Origin of the sequence: Streptomyces sp. NPDC058955 (assembly GCF_042741435.1) — a bacterium.
Lineage (GTDB): Bacteria > Actinomycetota > Actinomycetes > Streptomycetales > Streptomycetaceae > Streptomyces.
In genome coordinates this window covers 145,424-165,081 of record NZ_JBHYKM010000001.1, presented here as the reverse complement: position 1 = coordinate 165,081, position 19,658 = coordinate 145,424, and the positions used below count along the sequence as shown (strand labels likewise).

Genomic DNA, 19,658 nt, shown 5'->3' with positions numbered 1-19,658 from the left:
CCGGCTGAGCACCGCCTGCGCGGCGCCGCTCACGTCGTGTGCGGGGGCCCTGCCGAGGGCGCCTGCGCGGACGCCCGGTCGGCGGCGGTGAGGAACTGCGTGGCGGCGAGTTCTCCGTACAGGGGATCCCCGGCCACGAGTTCCGCATGGGTACCCACCGCGCGCACCCTGCCCGCGTCCATGACGACGATGCGATCGGCCGAGGTCACGGTGGAGAGCCGGTGGGCGACCACGAGGACGGTCGTGGTACGGGCGATGTCGGCGACGGTGTCGCGCAGGGCCGCCTCGTTGACGGCGTCGAGCTGCGAGGTGGCCTCGTCCAGAAGCAGCAGCCGGGGGCGCCGCAGCAGGGCCCGGGCGATCGCGACGCGCTGCCGTTCGCCGCCGGAGAGTCGTGTGCCGCGGTGGCCGACGAGGGTGTCCAGACCCTGGGGGAGGCGGGCGACGAGACCGTCGAGGCGCGTGGTCTTCAGTACGCGCAGCACGGCGCCCTCGTCGGCGTCGGCGTTGCCCAGCAGAAGGTTGTCGCGGAGGGTGCCGGACAGGACGGGCGCGTCCTGCTCGACGTAGCCGATGACGGACCGGAGCTCGGACAACTCCCAGTGGGCGAGGTCACGGCCGTCGAGCGTGATGCCGCCGTCCGTCGGGTCGTAGAACCGCTCGATCAGGGAGAAGAGGGTCGTCTTGCCGGCACCGGACGGACCGACGAAGGCCGTCAACCCGCGCGGCGGCACGGAGAACGTCACCCCGTGGTGGACGTACGGAAGGTCGTCCGCGTAGCGGAAACGTACGTCCTCGAAGGCGAGCGCGGCGGGCTCGGCACCGGCCGCGGGCAACACGGCGGGCCGGGAGGGTGGTTCGGCCGGCAGCCGCAGCGCCTCCTGGATGCGGGCCAGCGCGGCCGCGCCGCTCTGGTACTGGGTGACGGCGCCCACGACCTGCTGGATCGGCGACATCAGATAGAAGACGTAGAGGAGGAACGCGACCAGGGTGCCGACGTCGATGGCACCGGTGGCCACCCGCGCGCCGCCGACCGCCAGCACGGTGATGAAGGCGATCTGCATCGACAGGCCGGCCGTGTTCCCGGCGAGCGCCGACCACTTGGCGGCCCGGACGCTCTGGCGCCAGGACTCCTCGGCCGCGGCGTGGACCGCCTGCTCCTCGCGCTGCTCGGCACCGGACGCCTTCACGGTGCGCAGGGCGCCCAGGACGCGCTCCAGCGTGGCCCCCATCGCGCCGACCGCGTCCTGGGCGTGCCGCGCAGCCTTGTTGATGCGGGGCACGATCACGCCGATCACCGTGCCCGCGGCCAGGATCACGCCGAGGGAGACGGCGAGCAGGACCGGGTCGACCACGCCCATCAGCAGCAGCGTCGCCACGAGGGTCAGCCCGCCGGTGCCCAGCCCCACCAGGGAGTCGGTGGTGACCTCGCGCAGCAGCGTGGTGTCGGAGGTGATCCGGGCCATCAGGTCACCGGGCTCGGTGCGGTCCACGGCGGCGATGCGCAGCCGCAGCAGGTAGGACGACAGGGTGCGCCGCGCGCCGAGCACGACGGACTCGGCGGTGCGCCGCAGGACGTACGAACCGAGCGCGCCGAGCGCGGCGTTGGCAAGGACCAGCGCGGACATGGCCAGCAGCGCCCCGGTGATGGGCTCGCCGTCGGACAGGCTCTCGATCAGGGACCGGGCCACCAGCGGCAGGGCGAGTCCGGTGGCCCCGGTGACCAGCGCCAGCACGGCCCCCGCGAACAGCGTCCAGCGGTGCGGTCGTACGTAACCGAGCAACAACCGCCCAGGAGAAGCGGAGGGTCGTGCGGTGTCTCGGCCGGTGTCCATGGAGCCTCTCCCCGAATCTCCCGGAGACCTGCGCGGGCGCCCCGGATGCGCACGCCATCATTCAATACGGACAGGCGAACGACAATCGGGATTCGGGGAGCCGTCGTCGAGGACGCGTACGCCGTGTGCTCCGTGCCCCCTCGGTCCAGGGGAGGTTGGGGTCACCGCCCGGGACCGGGCTTGGTCGCGACGTAGTAGACGTTGATCGGGTCGCCGTCCACGGTCCTGATGTCGATGCTCGCGAAGCCGGCGTCCCGGAGCATCCGCTCCGCCGTCTCCTGGCCCCAGGCCGTGCCCAGGCCCGCGCCGCCGGTGCTGAGCGAGGTCGTCATGCAGTAGAAGACGGAGAACGTGTAGAGCGCTGGACCGAAGGGGTGCCCGATGTTCTCCTCCAGCCGGCTGGAGGCGGCGATGTCGCCGATGAGGAACGTGCCGCCCGGGCGCAGGGACCCGGCGATCGCGGTCAGGGTCTCGGCCGGCCGCGCCAGGTCGTGGATCACGTCGAACGCGGTGATGACGTCGTACTCCCCGGTGATCCGTGCCGAATCGGCCTGCGTGTAGCGGAGGTTGTCCAGCCCGGAGCGCGCCGCCTCGGCACGTGCGGTCTCGATGGCGGACTCCGACCGGTCCAGGCCCTCGAAGCGGCTGGCGGGGAACGCCCGGGCCAGCACGAGCGGAGCGTGCCCCTGCCCGGTGCCGACGTCCAGGACGTCGACGCCTTCCCGCAGTCGCTCGGCGAGTCCCGGCACCAGCGGCACGATCGTGTCCACGAGCGCCGCGTCGTAGACCCGGGCGCTCTCCTCGGCCTGCAGGGTCTGGAAGCGCGGATAGGCCGCGTACGGGACGCCGCCGCCCTCGCGGAAGCAGCGCACCACCTGTTGCTCGACCTGGCCCATCAGCCCGATGTACTGCATGATCCCCGCCAGGTTGTCGGGGCCGGCCGCGGTCGTCAGACAGGCGGCGTGTTCCGGTGGCAGGACGTACGTCGCCCGCTCCGGGTCGTACTCCAGGAATCGGCCGACGACCATGCCGCCCAGCCACTCGCGCACGTACCGCTCGTCCAGCCCCGCCGCCTCGGCGATCTCGGCGCTGGTCGACGGCGGGAGGCCGGCCAGCGTGTCGAACAGGCCGCACTGGTGACCGACGCTGGTCAGCAGGGCGAGGGCGCTCTTGTTCAGGACGTCGAGGACCTCTGCGGCGAACGCCTCCTGCTGGGCACCATCGACAGGAGGCCGCGGTGTTCCGGGAGTGGACATGGCCCATCCTTCCACCAGACGTCGGTGGGCGCGCCGGGAGAGACACCTGTTCTCACGATACGTCCGGACTGCCCCATCGGTCGTGGTGGCCCGATCCCCGCCGGTCGGGCCGCATGCCCGAGGGCGCCACCGGCCGTGGTCGTCCGTGCGGCGCACCGCACGCGTGACGGGCCCTGCGCCGGACCCACCGGCCCGCGCCGACCATCAGCGCGGCGGCTCCGTACGCCGCGGTCACCCACGCGACGCCGATGACCGGTCCCGCGAGGTAGGCGACGGCACCGGCGAGGGCGACGCCCAGCCATTCCCACCGTCCGTCCAGCGCGACGAGGGCGATGAGCAGCAGCGCGTACCAGGAGTAGCCGGGGGTGAGCAGGAGGAAGGCCGCTCCGGTGGTGAGCAGGGCGCCGCGCCAGGGGCGCTCGGGGTCGCCGAGCCACCAGACCGCGAGCGTCACCGCCGTCATGACGAGCGGGACGACCGGTGGCGCCCACGCGTCGGGCAGGACGAGGCGCAGCAGGGCGTACCGGCCGCCGGCCGCCGCGTCGTCGTAACCCTCCTCCTGCGCGTAGCCGCCCAGGTAGCCGAGGACCGAGCCCTCGGAGAGCAGGAGGTACGGGACGTAGACCGTCCCGACGACCGTCAGCGCCGGAACCACGACCGCCAGGACCGTTCGCGGGCGGCGCAGCCCGGACACCGCACCCGGGAGAAGGACGGCGGGCAGCAGTTTCGTGGCGATCGCGAGGCCGAGCAGGATGCCGCCGGTGACGCGGCGGCGGGCGACGACCGCGAGGGCGGCGACGGAGAAGAGGACGGCGAGGACGTCGGCATGGGCGTTGTTGACGGCCTCGACGGGTACGGCCGGGCACCAGGCCCACAGGGCGGCCTGCCGGGGGTCGCCTCCGCGGCGCAGGACGGTGACCAGCAGGCCGGTCACCGCGAGGGAGAGCACGGCGGCGCCGGTCTGCAGCGCCTGGTGACGGGTGCCGGCCGGCGTGAGGGTGTGGACCAGGAGGAACCAGCCCTCGGCGACCGGCGGGTAGATCGTGTGCACGGCCGGCCGGTTGATGCGGGTGCACCCGCCGTCGGCCAGCGGGGCGAGGTCGCGGCCGTGCGCGCAGGCGGCCGGGGCGGGGCCAAGACCAGCCGAGCGCCACCCGACACGGGGGGGGTGGGGGGGGGGGTGGTGGTCGGGGGTGATGCCGGCCGCCTGCACACGACCGTCCCACGCGTACCGGTAGGCGTCCGTGCTCGTCCGCGGCCCGGCCACCAGCCCGGTGGCGGTGACCGCGACCGCGCCCGCGAGCACGAGCGGGACCACCGCGCGGGCGGGGACCCGGCGCAGGGCGACCACGCCTGCCGCGAACAGCGCCCAGCATCCCGCGTACACCGTCAGGAACGGGACCCCGCGGGTGTCCTTGCCGAGCAGGAGGACCAGGGTGGTGGTCAGGGCCGCGAGCAGCAGGACGGTGACGACGAGCGGACGGGCACGAAGCATGGGCGCAGCCTCGCAGCGCGCCGGGCCGCCGGGCGGGCGACCCGTCGGAGCGTTCGGGTTCCGTAAGGTGTCGGACCCTCCGCGCGGAGGCGCGCGGCGGTGTCATGGACGTCATGACCTCCCGCATGCCCGGGCCGCGACGGATCACCCTGCCCGCACTCCGCCCGCCCGCCTTCACCGGCCGACTGCACGACGCCCGGACGACGACCGTCGTCGGCCGGTGGCTCGGCGCGGCATTCGCCGTCTGCTTCGCGACCGGCCTCGTCAGCCACTACCTCCAGCACCCGCCCGACTGGCTCGCCGACGACCTGCCCACCCGGCCGGTGTGGGGCTACCGGCTCACCCAGGGGCTGCACGTCGCCACCGGACTGGCAGCGATCGTGCTGCTCCTGGTCAAGCTCTGGGCCGTGTATCCGCGCCTGTTCGTGTGGCCGCCGGTCCGGTCCGCGCGCCACGCGCTGGAGCGGCTGTCCGTCGCGGTCCTGGTCGCCTCGGCCGTGTTCCAGGTGCTGACCGGGCTGCTCAACATCGTCCAGTGGTATCCCTGGCCCTTCTCCTTCGTGCCCGTGCACTTCGCCGTCGCGTGGGTGGTGACGGGTTCGATCCTGCTGCACGTCGCGGTCAAGGCCCCCGAGATCACCGCCCATTGGGGCAGGCGCTCGGAGGGGACGCTCGCGCTGCCCGCCGAGGACGCCCCGGACCGCCGTTCCCTCCTGCTCGGCACGGGCGCCGCCGTCGCGGCGGTGACCCTCACGACGGTGGGCCAGTCTTTCACGCCGTTGCGGCGGTTCGACCTGCTCGCCCCCCGGCACCCGGACCACGGCCCGCAAGGGCTGCCGGTGAACCGGACCGCCGCCGCGGCGGGCGTGTCGGCCCCGCGCCTGCGGGCCTGGCGGCTGGAGGTCGCCGGACCCCGCCCGTACACCCTCGGTCTCGACGACCTGCGGGCGATGTCCCGGACCGCCGCGCGGCTGCCGATCGCCTGCGTCGAGGGCTGGAGCGTCGAGGCCCACTGGGAAGGCGTACGCGTACGGGACCTGCTGGAGCGGGCGGGCGGACGGCCGGGACGGGACGCCGTGCGGGTGACCTCGCTGGAGGTGAGCGGTGCCTACCGCGTGATGGAGATGGGAGCGGAGTACGCGGACGATCCGCTCACCCTCCTCGCCCTGACGCTCAACGGGCAGCCCCTCTCCCTGGACCACGGCTTCCCCGCGCGGATCATCGCCCCCAACCGGCCCGGGGTGCTGCAGACCAAGTGGGTCCACCGCCTGGACGTGCTGTGAGGACGGCGGGTGTGCTCCGGTACGGGGCCGGCTGCCTGGGACTCGTCCTGATCGGCATCGGCGCGTGGCGCGTGGCGGACCAGCCGGACCCGCTGGGCGTGCTGGTGTGGCTGGCCGGGGCGGTCGTCCTGCACGACGGGATCATCGCCCCGCTGGTCCTCGTCGTCGGGCTGTCGCTCGTCGGACGCCCCGAACGGGGGGTGCTGCGCGGCGCACTGGTCGTGGCGGGAAGCCTGGTGCTGATCACGCTGCCGCTGCTGCTCCGGCCCGGGGAGCCGCCGAACCCCTCCGCCCTGCCGCTGCCGTACGGACGCAACCTCGTGGTCGTCCTCGCGGCGGTGGCCGTGGTGACGGTGGCCGTGATCCTCGTACGACGGTGGCGGCGGCGGCCTCAGCGGAGCACGGACGACGACTGACGCGTGAGGGTCGCGAAGTGGCGGCCCCGCAGGTCCCATCGTTCGGACACCGTCCAGCCGACGGCGGCCGCGTGCGCGGACAGCGCGCGAACGCCGACGCGGGCCCAGGGGAACGGCGTGCCCCGTCCGCCCCGGCCGTCGTCCACCCGCACGTCGCAGCGCTCGTCGACGTCCAGAGGCGCGCATTCCGCGATCAACCGGCCGGAGCGGGACGCGACCTGCCGCAGTCGGCGCAGCAGAGCGGCCGGATCCCCGCCGATGCCGACGTTGCCGTCGATGAGCAGGACCGTGTCCCAGCGCCCTTCCCCGGGCAGCGGGGAGAAGACCGAGCGGCACAGGGCGGTCCCGCCGAGCCGCACGGTACGGGCGACCGCCTCCGGGCTGACGTCGACACCCAGCGCGCGGCGCCCCTCGGCGGCGAGGGCGGCGACGAGACGTCCCGGTCCGCATCCGACATCGAGGACCGCGCCGTGGCACCGGTCCAGGACGGACCGGTCCGCGCGGTCGGGCGCCCCGCACCAGCGCTCGACCTCCAGGGGCAGGAGCCGGCCGTCGTCACGGCGCAGGAAGAGCGGGCCCCGCCCGGTGCGCAGGGCGTCGCTGTACGGATCGGCGCGCCAGGCCGTCGTCGCGGTCACGCGCCCGCTCCCGCCGAGGCCGCGGTCAAGGCGGAGTGCAGGGCGGCGAAGCGGCTGCCGGGAGTCCGGCCCGCCACGAGACGCGCGTCTTCGGCGGTGTCGACGTCCCGCAGCACGGGCAGGGTGCCGATCCGCAGTCCGGCCGTGCGCAGCCGCGCGTACTGGACGGCGCCGGTGTCGGGGCGCGACATCGGGACGCCGAGCAGGAGGGCGGGGTCGGGGGAGGCGAGGCCGAGGGCCCAGAAGCCGCCGTCGGCCGCGGGGCCGAACCAGGCGTCGTACGCGTCCCAGCACAGGGCCGGGGCGAGCAGCTCGGGGGTGACCTGCGGGGTGTCCATGCCGATGAGCAGCGCCGGACCGTCGCAGCCGGCGAACGCGGCGGCGAGCCGTGTGTCCAGCCCGCCCGCCGCCTGCGGGGCCACCTCGAAGCCGGACGGGAGCCAGCCACCGGGCTGTCCGTCGAGCACCAGCACATGACGGTCCGCCGGTACGCGCGCGGCGGCGGTGAGCGTGTCGGTGAGGGCCGCCTCGGCGAGGGCGGCGGCCTCCGCCGGGGTGAACGGGGGAGTGAGCCGGGTCTTGACCCGGCCGGGCAGGGGCTGTTTGGCGATGACGAGGAGGGCGGTCACGGGCGTCCACCGCCGACCGGCGCCGGCTCGTCCAGGACACGGCGCATGTCGTGCACGGCCTGCCAGGTGCCCTGCCAGGTGCCGGTGACCTTCGACCGGCCCGAACGGGGGAGATAGGGCACGTCCACCTCCCGGACCCGCCAGCCGGCGTCGGCGGCCCGGACGACCATCTGGAGCGGGTAGCCGCTCCTGCGGTCGGACAGGCCGAGACCGAGGAGCGCCTCGCGCCGGGCGACCCGCATGGGGCCCAGGTCGCGCAGCCGCAGGCCGGTACGACGTCGCAGCAGCCGGGACAGTGCGAGGTTCCCCGCCCGGGCGTGGGCGGGCCAGGCGCCGCGCGCGGTGGGGCGGCGGCGGCCCAGGACGAGGTCGGCGGAGCCGTCGGCCACCGCACGCGCGAGGCCGGGCAGCAGGCCGGGGTCGAGGGAGGCGTCGCAGTCGCAGAAGCAGACGAACTCGGCTTCGGCGGCGAGCAGCCCCGCGTGGCAGGCGGCGCCGAAGCCGCGCCGGGGCTCGTGCACGACGGTGGCGCCGAGGCCGGCCGCGAGCGCGGCGGAACCGTCGGTGGAGCCGTTGTCGACGACGATCGCCCGCCACCCCGCGGGGATGCGGGCCAGCACCCAGGGCAGGGCCTCGGCCTCGTCGAGACAGGGAAGGACGACATCTGCGGTCATGGAGGTCACGCCTCTCACCGTAGGAATCGCGGAGCGGTTCGGGGCCGTGGAAGTCCTTACGAAACGCGGACGCCGGGCGACGTCCGCCCGGGTGGCCGTGGCAGCCGTCCCGGAGCGGATGCGAGTCTGTGCGCCATGAGCGAGCACAGCGCCCCCGGGAGCGGGGGCCGGATCCTGGTGGTGGACGACGACCCGACGGTCGCCGAGGTCGTCACCGGCTATCTGGAACGGGCCGGTTTCCTCGTCGAGCACGCGGCCGACGGCCTCGACGCGTTGCGCCGAGCCGGGGAGCGGTGGCCCGACCTCGTCGTCCTCGACCTGATGCTGCCCGGCCTGGACGGCCTGGAGGTGTGCCGACGGCTGCGGTCCGCCGGGCCCGTTCCGGTGATCATGCTGACGGCGCGCGGTGACGAGGAGCACCGCATCACGGGGTTGGAAGTGGGAGCGGACGACTACGTCACGAAGCCGTTCAGCCCGCGCGAACTCGTCCTGCGCGTCGCCTCGGTGATACGCCGCAGCCACCCGGCGGCACCGGCCGGCCCCCGGGGCGCGCTGCGCGCCGGCGACCTGACCGTCGACCCCGCGACCCGCAGGGCCAGCCGCGGCGGTGTCGAACTCGCCCTCACCCTGCGGGAGTTCGATCTCCTGGCGTACTTCTTGGAGCGTCCCGGGGCGGCGCACAGCCGGGAGGATCTGATGCGGCGGGTGTGGGGCTGGGACTTCGGCGACCTGTCCACCGTGACCGTCCACGTCCGCCGGCTGCGCGCCAAGATCGAGGACGATCCGGCCCGGCCGGCCCTGATCCAGACGGTGTGGGGCGTCGGCTACCGCTTCGAACCGGAGGGCACCACGGGATGAAGGACGTCCTGCTCATCGCCGCGTTCGCCCTGGCCGGCGCCGTCTTCGCCGGATTCGTCGGGGCGGTCGTGCTCCGCCTCGTGCGCCACCGCTCGGTCGCCGTCTCGCTGACGGTCGTCGCCGCCGTGACCGTGACCGCGATGCTCGCCGGGACGCTCGCCGTCGCCCAGGCGATGTTCCTGTCCCCGCACGACCTGTGGGTGGTGACCGTCGTCGTCGCCATGGCCGCGCTGGTCTCCCTGGGCACCGCCGTCGTCCTGGGCAGGTGGGTCGTGGCCCGCAGCCGCGCTCTCGCGCGCGCCGCCCGTGACTTCGGCGACGGCGGCAGCTTCTCCGCACCCGACGGCGCCGCCACCGCCGAACTGGCCGCCCTCACCCGCGAACTGGCCGCCACCAGCGCCAAACTGGACGCCTCCCGCGGGCGCGAACGTTCCCTGGAGGCGTCCCGCCGGGAACTCGTCGCCTGGATCTCCCACGACCTGCGCACCCCGCTCGCCGGACTGCGGGCGATGGCGGAGGCCCTGGAGGACGGCATGGCCGCCGACCCCGCCCGCTACCACCGCCAGATCCGTACCGAGGTCGAACGCCTCACCGCCATGGTCACCGACCTCTTCGAACTCTCCCGCATCCACGCCGGCGCGCTGACCCTGAGGACCAGCCGGATGTCCGTGTACGACCTGGTCGACGGGGCGCTGAGCGGCGCCGACCCGCTCGCGCGCGAACGGGGTGTGCGGCTCCTGGGGGAGGAGGTCGCGGCCGTCCCGGTCGAGGTGGACGGCAAGGAGATGACCCGCGTCCTCGCCAACCTCCTCGTCAACGCCATCCGCCACACCCCCGCCGACGGCACGGTCGCCGTCGCGGCCGAGCGCAGGGCGGACGCCGTCGTGCTGTCGGTGACCGACGGCTGCGGCGGCATCCCGGACGAGGAGCTGCCCCGGGTCTTCGACACCGGCTGGCGCGGCACCGAGGCCCGCACCCCGCCGGCCGGGGCCGGCCTCGGCCTCGCCATCGTCCGGGGCATCGTCGAGGCGCACGAGGGCCACGCCGACGTGCGCAACGTGCCGGGCGGCTGTCGCTTCGAGGTCACCCTGCCGACCGCGGCGGGCTGAACGGCCCTCACGGGACCCGCGGTGGGTGGGGGAGCCCGGCCGGACGCATCCTCCCGTTCCGAGGCCGTGCCCGGAGGAAGCGGTGGCGCTGTGCGGTGGCCCGCGCGTCCGCCGGTCGGGCGGCGGCCGGCCCCCGTGGCGGTTCTCCCGGGCGACGCGCGCGCCGCCCTCCCGGTCGCCCGTCCGGTCACCCCCCGACGACGGCCGACGCCCGCTGCTCCCCCAGGGCGAACTCCGCCATGCCCTCCGCGAAACCGACCTCCGGACGCCAGCCCAGTTCGCGTCGCAGCCGTGACGAGTCCGCGGTGATGTGCCGGACGTCCCCGAGCCGGAACCCGCCCGTCACCACCGGCCGCGGACCGCCGTGGGCCCGAGCCAGGGCCGTCGCCATCTCGCCCACCGTGTGCGGGTCGCCGCTGCCGGCGTTGTAGGCGGTGAGCGCACCCGCCGGCAGTCCCTCGACGGCCTCCAGCGCGACCACGTTCGCGGCCGCCACGTCCCGTACGTGGACGAAGTCCCGCCGCTGACCGCCGTCCTCGAACACCCGCGGCGCCTCTCCCCGGGCGAGCGCGGAGCGGAACAGGGAGGCCACCCCCGCGTACGGGGTGTCGCGGGGCATCCCCGGTCCGTAGACGTTGTGGTAGCGCAGCGACACCGCCGTGCCCCCCGTCGACCTGGCCCAGGCGGCCGCCAGGTGCTCCTGGGCGAGCTTCGTCGAGGCGTACACGTTGCGCGGATCGGCGGGCGCGTCCTCGACGACCAGGCCGGGAGCGAGTTCGGAGCCGCAGACGGGGCACAGCGGTTCGAAGCGCCCTGCCTCCAGGTCCTCGGGGAGGCGGGGGCCCGGCCGCACGAGACCGTGACGGGGGCACTCGTACCGTCCCTCCCCGTACACCACCATCGACCCGGCGAGCACGAGCCGGTGCACACCGAGGTCCGCCATCGCCGTGAGCAGCACCGCCGTCCCGAGGTCGTTGCAGCTCACGTACGCGGGTGCGTCGCCGAAGTCCTTGCCGAGGCCGACCATGGCGGCCTGGTGGCAGACCGCGTCGACGCCGCGGAGCGCCGCCCGCGCACCTGCCGCGTCCCGGACGTCGGCGTGCAGGAACTCCACCTCCGGCCGGTCCGGTGCGGTGGGGTGCGCGCTGGGCAGCAGGGCGTCCAGCACGATTGGCTCGTGGCCGGCCCGGCGGAGCGAGGTGACGATGTGCGAGCCGATGAAGCCGGCTCCTCCGGTGACGAGTACGCGCATGGGTGCGACGCTACGGACCGCCCCGGATTCCAGGAGCCGTCCACGCCGGGCCGTAAGCCTTTCGTCATCAGGCAGGACCTTCCGCTCGCCCTCCCGGTCGCGTGGGATGGTCCGGAGAAGGCACGAGGGTGAAGGAGGTGCGCCGTGGGGCGCGTCACGAAGAAGCAGCGGTGGGCGGGTGCGGCGGTCGTCACCGCGGTGATCGTGGGGGCGGGGCTGGTGTGGTTCGAGCCCTGGGCGCTGTGGGTGGACGAGACCGTCAACGAGGCGCTGCCCTCCGCGGCCGCGCCGACGGCGACGCGGACGGTGCCCACGAGCCCGTCCCCCTCCACGGCCCCGACGCCGTCCGTCGGCCCGACCACCGTGGCCCGGGGGTCGTTCGTCACTCACGAGCACACGACGACGGGCACGGTGAAGATCGTCCGGCTCGCGGACGGCACCCACACGCTCCGCCTCGAAGGGCTGGACACGAGCAACGGCCCCGACCTGCGCGTGTGGTTGAGCGATGCGCCGGTGAAGGAGGGCAAGGCCGGCTGGGGCGTCTTCGACGACGGGAAGTACGTCAACCTCGCCAGGCTCAAGGGGAACAAGGGCGACCAGAACTACCCACTGCCGGCGGACCTCGACCTGTCGGCCTACACGAGCGTGAGCATCTGGTGCGACCGCTTCGACGTCTCCTTCGGCGCCGCGGAGATCGTCCGCATCTGACAGCCGCGCGAGGGCGTCCCGTTCCGTCACGACGATCCCGTTCGGCGTCCATGTCACCGGCCGCCGGCCGTAGATGAACATGATTGTCGTGGGCTATTGTGTGCCCGCTCGCGCCGGGTGATCTCCGGGCGGGCTGGACCCGTTCCGCCGCACCACGGTGGACCAGAGCGAGGGGGCGCGGCGTGGCCGAGGTCTCGGCGAGTACGGCGACGGCATCACCACCACCATCACCGCCCCCTCACCCGGGGACTCCCGGTGGCGACATCGGCGCCGCGGAGCCGCGCTCGGGGTGGACTCGCAGGGCGGGTTCCGTGCTGGTCGGGGCCGCGTTGGTGATGGTGCCCGTCGGGCCGTGGCTGGAGCGGCTGTTCGGGTGGGCGGCGTTCGGGGCCTGGCGGACCCTGCTGGTCGCCATCGTCGTCCAAGGCGTACCGTTCCTGCTTCTCGGCACCGTCGTGTCGGCGGCCATCGGAGCCTTCGTCCCCGCCCGGGTCTTCTCCAAGGTGCTGCCCCGCAACCCCGTGCTCGCCGTGCCGGTGGCCGGTGCCGCCGGGGTGGTGCTGCCGGGGTGCGAGTGCGCCTCCGTTCCCGTCGCGGGCAGCCTGATGCGCCGGGGCGTGGCACCGGCCGCGGCCCTGACCTTCCTGCTGGCCGCGCCCGCCGTCAATCCGGTCGTGCTCGTCTCGACCGCCATCGCGTTCCCCGGCAGCCCGGAGATGGTGGCCGCGCGATTCGGTGCGTCGCTCGTCACGGCGGTCGTCATGGGCTGGCTCTGGATCCGGTGGGGGCGCGAGGAATGGCTGCGCCTGCCGACGGGGCACGCGGACCACGCGCCCGGCGCGAGCCGGCTGGTCGCCTTCCGGCGCGGGCTGCAGCACGACTTCCTCCACGCCGGCGGCTTCCTGGTCGTCGGCGCCATGGCGGCGGCGACCTTCAACGTCCTCGTACCGCCCTCCGTCCTTGAGGTGTTCTCCGGTTCGCCGTGGCTGGGCGTCCTCGTGGCGGCGGTGCTCGCGGTGCTGCTCTCGGTGTGCTCGGAGGCGGACGCGTTCGTCGCGGCCTCGTTCACGGGCTTCTCACCCACCGCCCGCCTCGCCTTCATGGTGGTGGGGCCGATGGTCGACATGAAGCTGATCGCCCTGCAGTCGGGAGCCTTCGGGCGGGCGTTCGCGGTGCGCTTCAGCGCCGCCACGTTCGTCGTGGCCGTCCTGACCTGCGTCCTCGTCGGAGGTGTCCTGCTGTGACCGGACGACCCGCCCGGGCGGCCCGCCCCCGCCCGCTGGGCGAACTCGGCCTGCCCCTGCTCCTCGCGCTGACCGGCGCCGGCCTGCTGCGCGCCACCGTGCGCAGCGACATGTACCTCCGGTACGTGAAGGAGGGGCTGTGGCCCTACCTCGTCGCGTCCGGCGTCCTGCTGGTGCTCCTGGGCCTCGCGGGCCTCGGGGCCGAGGTGGCGCGACGCCTGCGCCAGCCGGTGCTGCGGCGCGACGCCTCCGGGGACCGGTACTGGCACGATCCGGCGGACGACCACGGCGACGCGCACGACGGGCACGGGGACAGGCACGGGCACGGTGGTGCCTCGCGGGTCGCCTGGCTGCTCGCCGTACCGGCCCTCACCCTCCTGTTCGTCGCGCCGCCGGCGCTCGGTTCCTTCACGGCCTCGCGGGACGGCGGGGCGGCCCGCGTCGAGCGGACCGCGTACGAGGAGCTGGCGGACGCGCCGACGACGCCCATGGCCCTGGAGGAGTTCATCGGGCGCTCCGTGTACGACTCCACGAGCCTGCGGGGCCGCAAGATCCGGCTGCTCGGGTTCGTCACCGCCGGCAAGAGCCCGGACACCTGGTACCTCAACCGCCTGAAGGTCGGCTGCTGCGCGGGCGACGCGCGGACGATGCGGGTGGAGGTGCACGGTGTGAAGGCCCCCGGCAACGACACCTGGGTCGAGGTCACGGGCCTCTGGCGGCCCGAGGACGTCACCGTCGAGGACCCCGTCCCGGCCATGGACGTCGGCGCGCTGAAGGTGGTCGCCCCGCCCCGCAACCCGTACCAGGATGCCCCGCCCACGGGCAACTGAAGCCGGCCTTAAGGGGCGTGCTCTCACGGCGCGTCAGGTCCTCCGCCCCCTCCCCGTACCGCCGCGAGCACCACGCTGGGGCCGCACTGCCACACCGTGCCCACGGCGGCGAACCCGGCCTCGCGCAGCAGCTCCGCGTGGTCCCGGGCGCCGAGACCGTTGTCGCCGCCCGGGCCGGTGCCACGGCGGGCCCGTTCCGCGAGGAGTTCCGCGAAGCCCTGGTGGGCGGCGGCCGCCGCCCACCAGGAGGCCCAGTCCTCCGGGGGCCGCTCGGCGTGCCGGGCCGTGCACCGCCCGCCCGAGCGCCGGCAGGAACGGATCCTCGTCGACCGCGAGCGACGGGCGCGCCGGCCCGGCGAGGCCGTGAGGTGTCGGCCCGGAGCGCGCAAGGGGGCATCGGGGGCGGTCTGCAGGGTGGGACACACCTCGGCGGACACCGGTCCAAAGTGTGCACGCCGGTGCACGACGGCGCACACCGCTTCACGCGAGCGCCGTCAGGCACCTCCTGCGTGCTCCGCGCGCCCTACCGGTGCCCAGGGGGCGACGGAAAGGATGAGCGCATCGCGGGTGAACCAGGTGGACCAGGTGATCCGCACCCCTGTCCTCTCCTCGGCCAGGCGGACATGCGGCGGAAGGAGCTCACGGTGTTGCTTCTCATCTCCCCGGACGGCGTCGAGGAAGCCCTCGACTGCGCGAAGGCCGCGGAACACCTCGACATCGTCGACGTCAAAAAGCCCGACGAGGGCTCGCTGGGCGCCAACTTCCCCTGGGTCATCCGGGAGATCCGGGACGCGGTGCCGGCGGACAAGCCGGTGTCCGCCACCGTGGGGGACGTGCCGTACAAGCCCGGCACGGTGGCCCAGGCCGCGCTGGGCGCGGTCGTCTCCGGAGCCACGTACATCAAGGTCGGCCTGTACGGCTGCACGACTCCCGAGCAGGGAGTCGAGGTGATGCGGGCGGTCGTCCGCGCGGTGAAGGACCACCGCCCCGACGCGCTCGTCGTCGCCTCGGGCTACGCCGACGCCCACCGCGTCGGCTGCGTCAACCCGCTCGCCCTGCCCGACATCGCCGCCCGCTCAGGCGCCGACGCGGCCATGCTGGACACCGCGATCAAGGACGGCACACGGCTCTTCGACCACGTCCCGCCCGACGCCTGCGCCGAGTTCGTCCGGCGCGCCCACGCGTCCGGTCTGCTCGCCGCCCTGGCGGGCAGCGTCAAGCAGGGCGACCTCGGACCGCTGACCGAGATCGGCACGGACATCGTCGGCGTGCGGGGAGCTGTCTGCTCGGGCGGCGACCGCAACGCCGGGAGGATCCAGCCGCATCTGGTGGCCGCCTTCCGGGCGGAGATGGACCGGCAGGCCCGGGAACACGCCGTCGGTCCCCGGGCCGTGAGCTGACCAGCGGGATGCCGACACCGGAAGCCGGACGCGTCCCCGAGCGCCGTCCCGCACGCCTCGCCGTCGTCGACCCGGCCACCGGGCAGGCCTTCGACGACGCCCCCGACGAGCGGCCGCACGCGCTGGACGAGGTGGTCGCCCGGGCCCAGCGGGCCTGGCACGACTGGCGGGCCGACCCCGCCGCCCGTACCACCGCCCTGCGCGCCGCGGCCGACGCCGTGGAAACAGCCGGAGACGACCTCGCCCCGCTGCTCACACGGGAACAGGGCAAGCCCCTGGCGGAGTCGTACGCCGAGATCGCCCGCACGGCGGCCCGGCTGCGCTACTTCGCCGACCTGGCCCCCAGGACCCGTCGGATCGACGACGGCCGACCCGTGCACAGCGAGGTCCGCTGGCGGCCCGTCGGGCCGGTGGCGGCGATCGTGCCGTGGAACTTCCCGCTCCAGCTCGCGGCGGCGAAGTTCGCGCCCGCCCTCGCGGCCGGCAACACCGTCGTCCTCAAACCGTCCCCGCACACCCCGCTCGCCACCCGGCTGCTCGGCTCCGTCCTCGCGGACGTCCTGCCCGAGGACGTCCTGACCGTCGTCACCGGCCGCGAACCCCTCGGTGCCCGTCTCGCCGCCCACCCGGGCATCCGTCACGTCACCTTCACCGGCTCGGTGCCCACCGGCCGCGCCGTCGCCGAGGCCGCGGCGACCTCGCTCGCCCGGGTCACCCTGGAACTCGGCGGCAACGACGCCGCCGTCCTCCTGGACGACGTGGACGTGGACCGGATCGCGGACCGGCTGTTCTGGGCCGCGTTCCGCAACTGCGGGCAGGTCTGCATGGCAGTCAAACGCGTCTACGCCCCCGCCCGCCTCCATGCCGAGGTCGTCGAAGCCCTCGCCCAGCGCGCGAAGACCGTCCCGGTCGGATCCGGACTCGACCCGGACACCCGGATCGGTCCGGTCAACAACGCTCCCCAACTGGCCCGGGTCGAGCAGGTCACCCGGCGGGCCCTGGCGGACGGCGCCCGGGCCGCGGCCGGTGGCCACCGCCTCGACGGAGCGGGGTACTTCTTCGCCCCCACGATCCTCACCGACGTCCCGCCCGACAGCCCGGTGGTGACCGAGGAACAGTTCGGACCGGTCCTGCCGGTGCTTCCGTACCGCACCCTCGACGAGGCCGTCGACGCGGCCAACGGCACCGGCTTCGGCCTGGGCGGCTCCGTCTGGGGCACCGATCCCGACCGGGCCGAGGCGGTGGCCGACCGGCTCGAATGCGGCACGGCCTGGATCAACCACCACGCCGAACTCTCCCTCGCCCAGCCCTTCGCGGGCGTCAAGGAGAGCGGCGTCGGCGTCGCGGGCGGCCCCTGGGGCCTCTACGGGAACCTCCGGCCGTTCGTACTCCACCGACCGCAGGAGGAGGCGTGACGAGGAGGTTCCAGGCGGCGGTCCTGCGCTCGTACGAGGCCCCGTTCACGGTCGAGGAGGTGGCCCTGTCCGCGGAGCCCGGCCCCGGCGAGATCCTGGTCGAGATCGCGGGAGCCGGGATGTGCCGTACGGACCTCGCGGTACGACGATCGGCCGGCCGCAGCCCGCTCCCCGCGGTCCTCGGCCACGAGGGCGCCGGGGTCGTGGCGGCGACGGGCGGCGGCCCCGGGACCGCCCTCGACGTCGGCGACCACGTCGTGCTGAGCTTCGACTCCTGCGGCCACTGCCGGAACTGCCGCGCCGCCGCCCCCGCCTACTGCGACTCCTTCGCCTCCCTCAACCTCTTCGGGGGACGCGAGGAGGAACCACCCCGACTCACCGACGCGACCGGAGGGGCGCTGGCTCCCCGGTGGTTCGGCCAGTCCTCCTTCGCGCAGTACGCCCTCGTCCCGGCCCGCAACGCCGTCCGGGTCGACCCCGACCTGCCGCTCGAACTGCTCGGGCCCCTCGGCTGCGGCTTCCTCACCGGCGCCGGAGCCGTGCTCAACACCTTCGCCGCGGGACCCGGCGACACCCTCGCGGTCCTCGGCGCCGGAGCCGTGGGCCTGGCCGCCGTGATGGCGGCCACCGCCGCCGGCGTGCGGACCGTGGCCGTCGACCGCCAACCCGAACGGCTGGACCTGGCCGAACGGTTCGGCGCGACACCGCTGTTCGCCGGAGTACGCGAACTGCCCGAACGACTCCGACGCCTGACCGACGGCGGAGCCCAGTACGCCCTGGACACCACCGCCTCGGCCCCGCTCATCAACCACGCCCTCCACGCCCTGCGGCCCACCGGAACCCTCGGCCTCGTGGCCCGCCTCCACACCCCGCTGCCGCTCGAACCGGGCACGCTCGACCGAGGCCGCTCCCTCCGCCACATCTGCGAAGGCGACGCGGTACCCGGACTGCTGATACCCCGGCTGGCCGACCTGTGGCGGGCCGGCCGCTTCCCCTTCGACCAGCTGATCCGCACCTACCCGCTGGCCGACATCAACGAGGCCGAACGCGACTGCGACGCCGGCCGCGTGGTCAAACCCGTCCTGCTGCCGGAGAGAAGAGACCGATGAGCGAGATCTCCACCACCGATGAGACGTCCCCCCGTCCGGCCACCGGGGGAGACGGGGCCGCCACGACGACGGGGCGGGCCGACGCGGGAGGCGTGGAAGGAGGGGTGGAAGGAGGCGTGGGGATGACCGCCCTCCTGGTCGCCGCGGCCCGGGCGATCGAGACCCACCGCCACGACAGCCTGGCCCAGGACGTGCACGCCGAACACTTCGTCCGTGCCGCCCCGGCGTGCGCGGACTGGCCGGTACACATCGGACAGGTCCCGGAGGGGGACGACGACCCGCTGTGGGGCAGGTTCGCCCGCTACTTCGGGCTGCGGACCCGGGTCCTCGACGACTTCGTCCTCAAGTGGGTCCACGAGGGCGCCCGCCAGGTGGTCCTGCTGGGCGCGGGACTCGACACGCGTGCCTTCCGGCTGGACCTGCCGTCCGACTGCGTGGTCTTCGAGATCGACAGGGCGGGCGTGCTGTCCTTCAAGCAGCGGGTCCTCACGGACCGGTCGGCCGCGCCGAGGACGAAGCGCGTCCCGGTCCCGGCCGACCTGCGCGAGGACTGGGTCACCGCGCTGACCTCCAGTGGCTACGCCCCGGGCGCGCCGAGCGTCTGGCTGGCCGAGGGGCTGCTCTTCTACCTGCCGGGCCCCACCGAGACGCAGCTCATCGACACGGTGGACCGGCTGACCACCGGGGGCAGCGCCCTGGCCTTCGAGGCCAAGCTGGAGAAGGACCTGCTGGCGTACCGCGACAGCACGATCTACACGGCGACGCGGGAACGGATCGGCATCGACCTGCTCGACCTCTTCGACCTGGGACCGCGCCCCGACACGGCGGGCCGTCTGACGGCCAGGGGCTGGTCCACGTCGATGCGCACGCCCTTCGACTACACCCGGCGGCACGGACGCGGTCCCCTCCCCGAGCCGAACGACGCCCTCGAAGGGAACCGGTGGGTCTTCGCCCACAAGCCCAGGCCGCCCCGGCCGTGACGTCCGCCCGCCCGGCGGCGTGTCCCGGGACGGCCTGCCGCCCCGGGACACGCGCGAGCCGGCCGTGTCAGACGGCCTGCGCGCTCACCAGCCGGTCGCCGGGGATCCCGGCCAGGTCCGGCGCGTAGTAGTCCTTGATGCCGTCCGCCCACGTGGCCACGGTGATGCGGTCCTCGGCGTCCGGGCCGAAGGCGTCGAAGAGCGCGTCGATGTTCGGCTCCTCGAAGCCGATCGCCGTCATCAGCGACATGAAGAGCGGGCGCTCGATGAGGCCGTCCCCGTCCGGGTCGCCGAGGGCGGAGAGCGCCTGGGCGAACTCGGCGATCGTGGGGCCGAAGCGCTCGGGGTCGAGCACGAAGGGGCGGAACTCCTCGACGGTGATCACACCGTCGCCGTTGGCGTCGAGCTCGGTGGCCAGCGTCGTCCACCAGCTCCGGAACGAAGCCCGGAGGGCCTCCTTGGCGGGGGGGGGGGCGGGCGCCCCCGCCGCCTCCCACACACCCACTCTCCGCGACAGACAGTCAGCC

General features: G+C 74.5%; 20 protein-coding genes. 11 read left to right on the top strand and 9 right to left on the bottom strand.

The annotated features are described in order from the left end of the window. Window positions 1-29: 29 nt before the first annotated feature. The 3 genes from ACFW1I_RS00735 to ACFW1I_RS00725 all read right to left on the bottom strand — a co-directional run bounded on the left by ACFW1I_RS00735 (window position 30) and on the right by ACFW1I_RS00725 (window position 4,586). The gene (locus ACFW1I_RS00735) at window positions 30-1,835 is read right to left on the bottom strand and encodes an ABC transporter ATP-binding protein (protein ID WP_384664737.1); all 1,806 of its coding nucleotides are present in this window, start codon (window positions 1,833-1,835) and stop codon (window positions 30-32) included. 161 nt (window positions 1,836-1,996) lie between these two features. After that, the gene (locus ACFW1I_RS00730) at window positions 1,997-3,091 is read right to left on the bottom strand and encodes a class I SAM-dependent methyltransferase (protein WP_384664735.1); all 1,095 of its coding nucleotides are present in this window, start codon (window positions 3,089-3,091) and stop codon (window positions 1,997-1,999) included. A 52-nt stretch (window positions 3,092-3,143) separates the two neighbouring features. Continuing rightward, window positions 3,144-4,586: a glycosyltransferase 87 family protein gene (locus tag ACFW1I_RS00725; RefSeq protein ID WP_384664733.1), complete on the bottom strand. Its 1,443-nt coding sequence runs from the start codon at window positions 4,584-4,586 to the stop codon at window positions 3,144-3,146. Between the two features lie 113 nt (window positions 4,587-4,699). Here ACFW1I_RS00725 and ACFW1I_RS00720 point away from each other — a divergent pair, with 113 nt between their 5' ends. Both ACFW1I_RS00720 and ACFW1I_RS00715 read left to right on the top strand, forming a co-directional pair. Continuing rightward, window positions 4,700-5,869 (top strand): molybdopterin-dependent oxidoreductase, encoded by a 1,170-nt coding sequence (locus ACFW1I_RS00720; protein WP_384664730.1) that lies wholly within the window; start codon window positions 4,700-4,702, stop codon window positions 5,867-5,869. A gap of 11 nt (window positions 5,870-5,880) precedes the next feature. Continuing rightward, window positions 5,881-6,285: a hypothetical protein gene (locus ACFW1I_RS00715; protein ID WP_384664728.1), complete on the top strand. Its 405-nt coding sequence runs from the start codon at window positions 5,881-5,883 to the stop codon at window positions 6,283-6,285. Here the strand turns inward: ACFW1I_RS00715 and ACFW1I_RS00710 are convergent. From ACFW1I_RS00710 to ACFW1I_RS00700, 3 genes are read right to left on the bottom strand one after another with little or no spacing between them, the layout of a single operon-like run. Beyond that, window positions 6,261-6,923 (bottom strand): class I SAM-dependent methyltransferase, encoded by a 663-nt coding sequence (locus ACFW1I_RS00710; RefSeq protein ID WP_384664726.1) that lies wholly within the window; start codon window positions 6,921-6,923, stop codon window positions 6,261-6,263. The genes ACFW1I_RS00715 and ACFW1I_RS00710 overlap by 25 nt on opposite strands. Beyond that, complete coding sequence (locus ACFW1I_RS00705) at window positions 6,920-7,552, bottom strand: DUF2064 domain-containing protein (RefSeq protein WP_384664724.1); 633 nt, start codon at window positions 7,550-7,552, stop codon at window positions 6,920-6,922. Before ACFW1I_RS00705 ends, ACFW1I_RS00710 begins: the two co-directional genes overlap by 4 nt. Further along, window positions 7,549-8,226 (bottom strand): glycosyltransferase family 2 protein, encoded by a 678-nt coding sequence (locus tag ACFW1I_RS00700; RefSeq protein ID WP_384664872.1) that lies wholly within the window; start codon window positions 8,224-8,226, stop codon window positions 7,549-7,551. The genes ACFW1I_RS00705 and ACFW1I_RS00700 overlap by 4 nt, the downstream gene beginning before the upstream one ends. A 135-nt stretch (window positions 8,227-8,361) precedes the next feature. Here ACFW1I_RS00700 and ACFW1I_RS00695 point away from each other — a divergent pair, with 135 nt between their 5' ends. Continuing rightward, complete coding sequence (locus ACFW1I_RS00695) at window positions 8,362-9,084, top strand: response regulator transcription factor (RefSeq protein ID WP_384664722.1); 723 nt, start codon at window positions 8,362-8,364, stop codon at window positions 9,082-9,084. Further along, window positions 9,081-10,193 (top strand): sensor histidine kinase, encoded by a 1,113-nt coding sequence (locus tag ACFW1I_RS00690; protein WP_384664720.1) that lies wholly within the window; start codon window positions 9,081-9,083, stop codon window positions 10,191-10,193. Before ACFW1I_RS00695 ends, ACFW1I_RS00690 begins: the two co-directional genes overlap by 4 nt. Window positions 10,194-10,380: 187 nt before the next feature. On the opposite strand, the gene ACFW1I_RS00685 is transcribed toward ACFW1I_RS00690, so the two are convergent. Next, entirely contained in the window at window positions 10,381-11,445 is a 1,065-nt protein-coding gene (locus ACFW1I_RS00685; RefSeq protein WP_384664718.1) for an NAD-dependent epimerase/dehydratase family protein, read from the bottom strand. 144 nt (window positions 11,446-11,589) lie between these two features. Between ACFW1I_RS00685 and ACFW1I_RS00680 the strand changes: the two genes are divergently transcribed. From ACFW1I_RS00680 to ACFW1I_RS00670, 3 genes are all read left to right on the top strand, one after another. Further along, window positions 11,590-12,153, top strand: coding sequence for a DM13 domain-containing protein (locus tag ACFW1I_RS00680; RefSeq protein ID WP_384664716.1), 564 nt, complete (start codon window positions 11,590-11,592; stop codon window positions 12,151-12,153). A gap of 335 nt (window positions 12,154-12,488) precedes the next feature. Next, window positions 12,489-13,397, top strand: coding sequence for a permease (locus ACFW1I_RS00675; RefSeq protein WP_384664870.1), 909 nt, complete (start codon window positions 12,489-12,491; stop codon window positions 13,395-13,397). Further along, entirely contained in the window at window positions 13,394-14,227 is an 834-nt protein-coding gene (locus tag ACFW1I_RS00670) for a TIGR03943 family putative permease subunit (protein ID WP_384664714.1), read from the top strand. Before ACFW1I_RS00675 ends, ACFW1I_RS00670 begins: the two co-directional genes overlap by 4 nt. A gap of 23 nt (window positions 14,228-14,250) precedes the next feature. On the opposite strand, the gene ACFW1I_RS00665 is transcribed toward ACFW1I_RS00670, so the two are convergent. After that, complete coding sequence (locus tag ACFW1I_RS00665) at window positions 14,251-14,664, bottom strand: hypothetical protein (protein WP_384664712.1); 414 nt, start codon at window positions 14,662-14,664, stop codon at window positions 14,251-14,253. A 207-nt stretch (window positions 14,665-14,871) separates the two neighbouring features. On the opposite strand from ACFW1I_RS00665, the gene ACFW1I_RS00660 reads away from it, so the two are divergent. The 4 genes from ACFW1I_RS00660 to ACFW1I_RS00645 all read left to right on the top strand — a co-directional run bounded on the left by ACFW1I_RS00660 (window position 14,872) and on the right by ACFW1I_RS00645 (window position 19,131). After that, window positions 14,872-15,627, top strand: a complete 756-nt coding sequence (locus ACFW1I_RS00660; protein WP_384664710.1) for a (5-formylfuran-3-yl)methyl phosphate synthase — start codon at window positions 14,872-14,874, stop codon at window positions 15,625-15,627. Between the two features lie 8 nt (window positions 15,628-15,635). After that, the gene (locus ACFW1I_RS00655; RefSeq protein WP_384664709.1) at window positions 15,636-17,042 is read left to right on the top strand and encodes an aldehyde dehydrogenase family protein; all 1,407 of its coding nucleotides are present in this window, start codon (window positions 15,636-15,638) and stop codon (window positions 17,040-17,042) included. Next, complete coding sequence (locus tag ACFW1I_RS00650; protein WP_384664707.1) at window positions 17,039-18,151, top strand: NAD(P)-dependent alcohol dehydrogenase; 1,113 nt, start codon at window positions 17,039-17,041, stop codon at window positions 18,149-18,151. The genes ACFW1I_RS00655 and ACFW1I_RS00650 overlap by 4 nt, the downstream gene beginning before the upstream one ends. A gap of 122 nt (window positions 18,152-18,273) precedes the next feature. Then, window positions 18,274-19,131 carry an SAM-dependent methyltransferase gene (locus ACFW1I_RS00645; protein WP_384664705.1) on the top strand — a complete coding sequence of 286 codons (858 nt, stop codon included), beginning with the start codon at window positions 18,274-18,276 and terminating at the stop codon, window positions 19,129-19,131. A 67-nt stretch (window positions 19,132-19,198) separates the two neighbouring features. On the opposite strand, the gene ACFW1I_RS00640 is transcribed toward ACFW1I_RS00645, so the two are convergent. Beyond that, window positions 19,199-19,658, bottom strand: a 460-nt coding sequence (locus tag ACFW1I_RS00640) for an EF-hand domain-containing protein (protein WP_384664703.1), incomplete at its 5' end; no start/stop codon positions are given.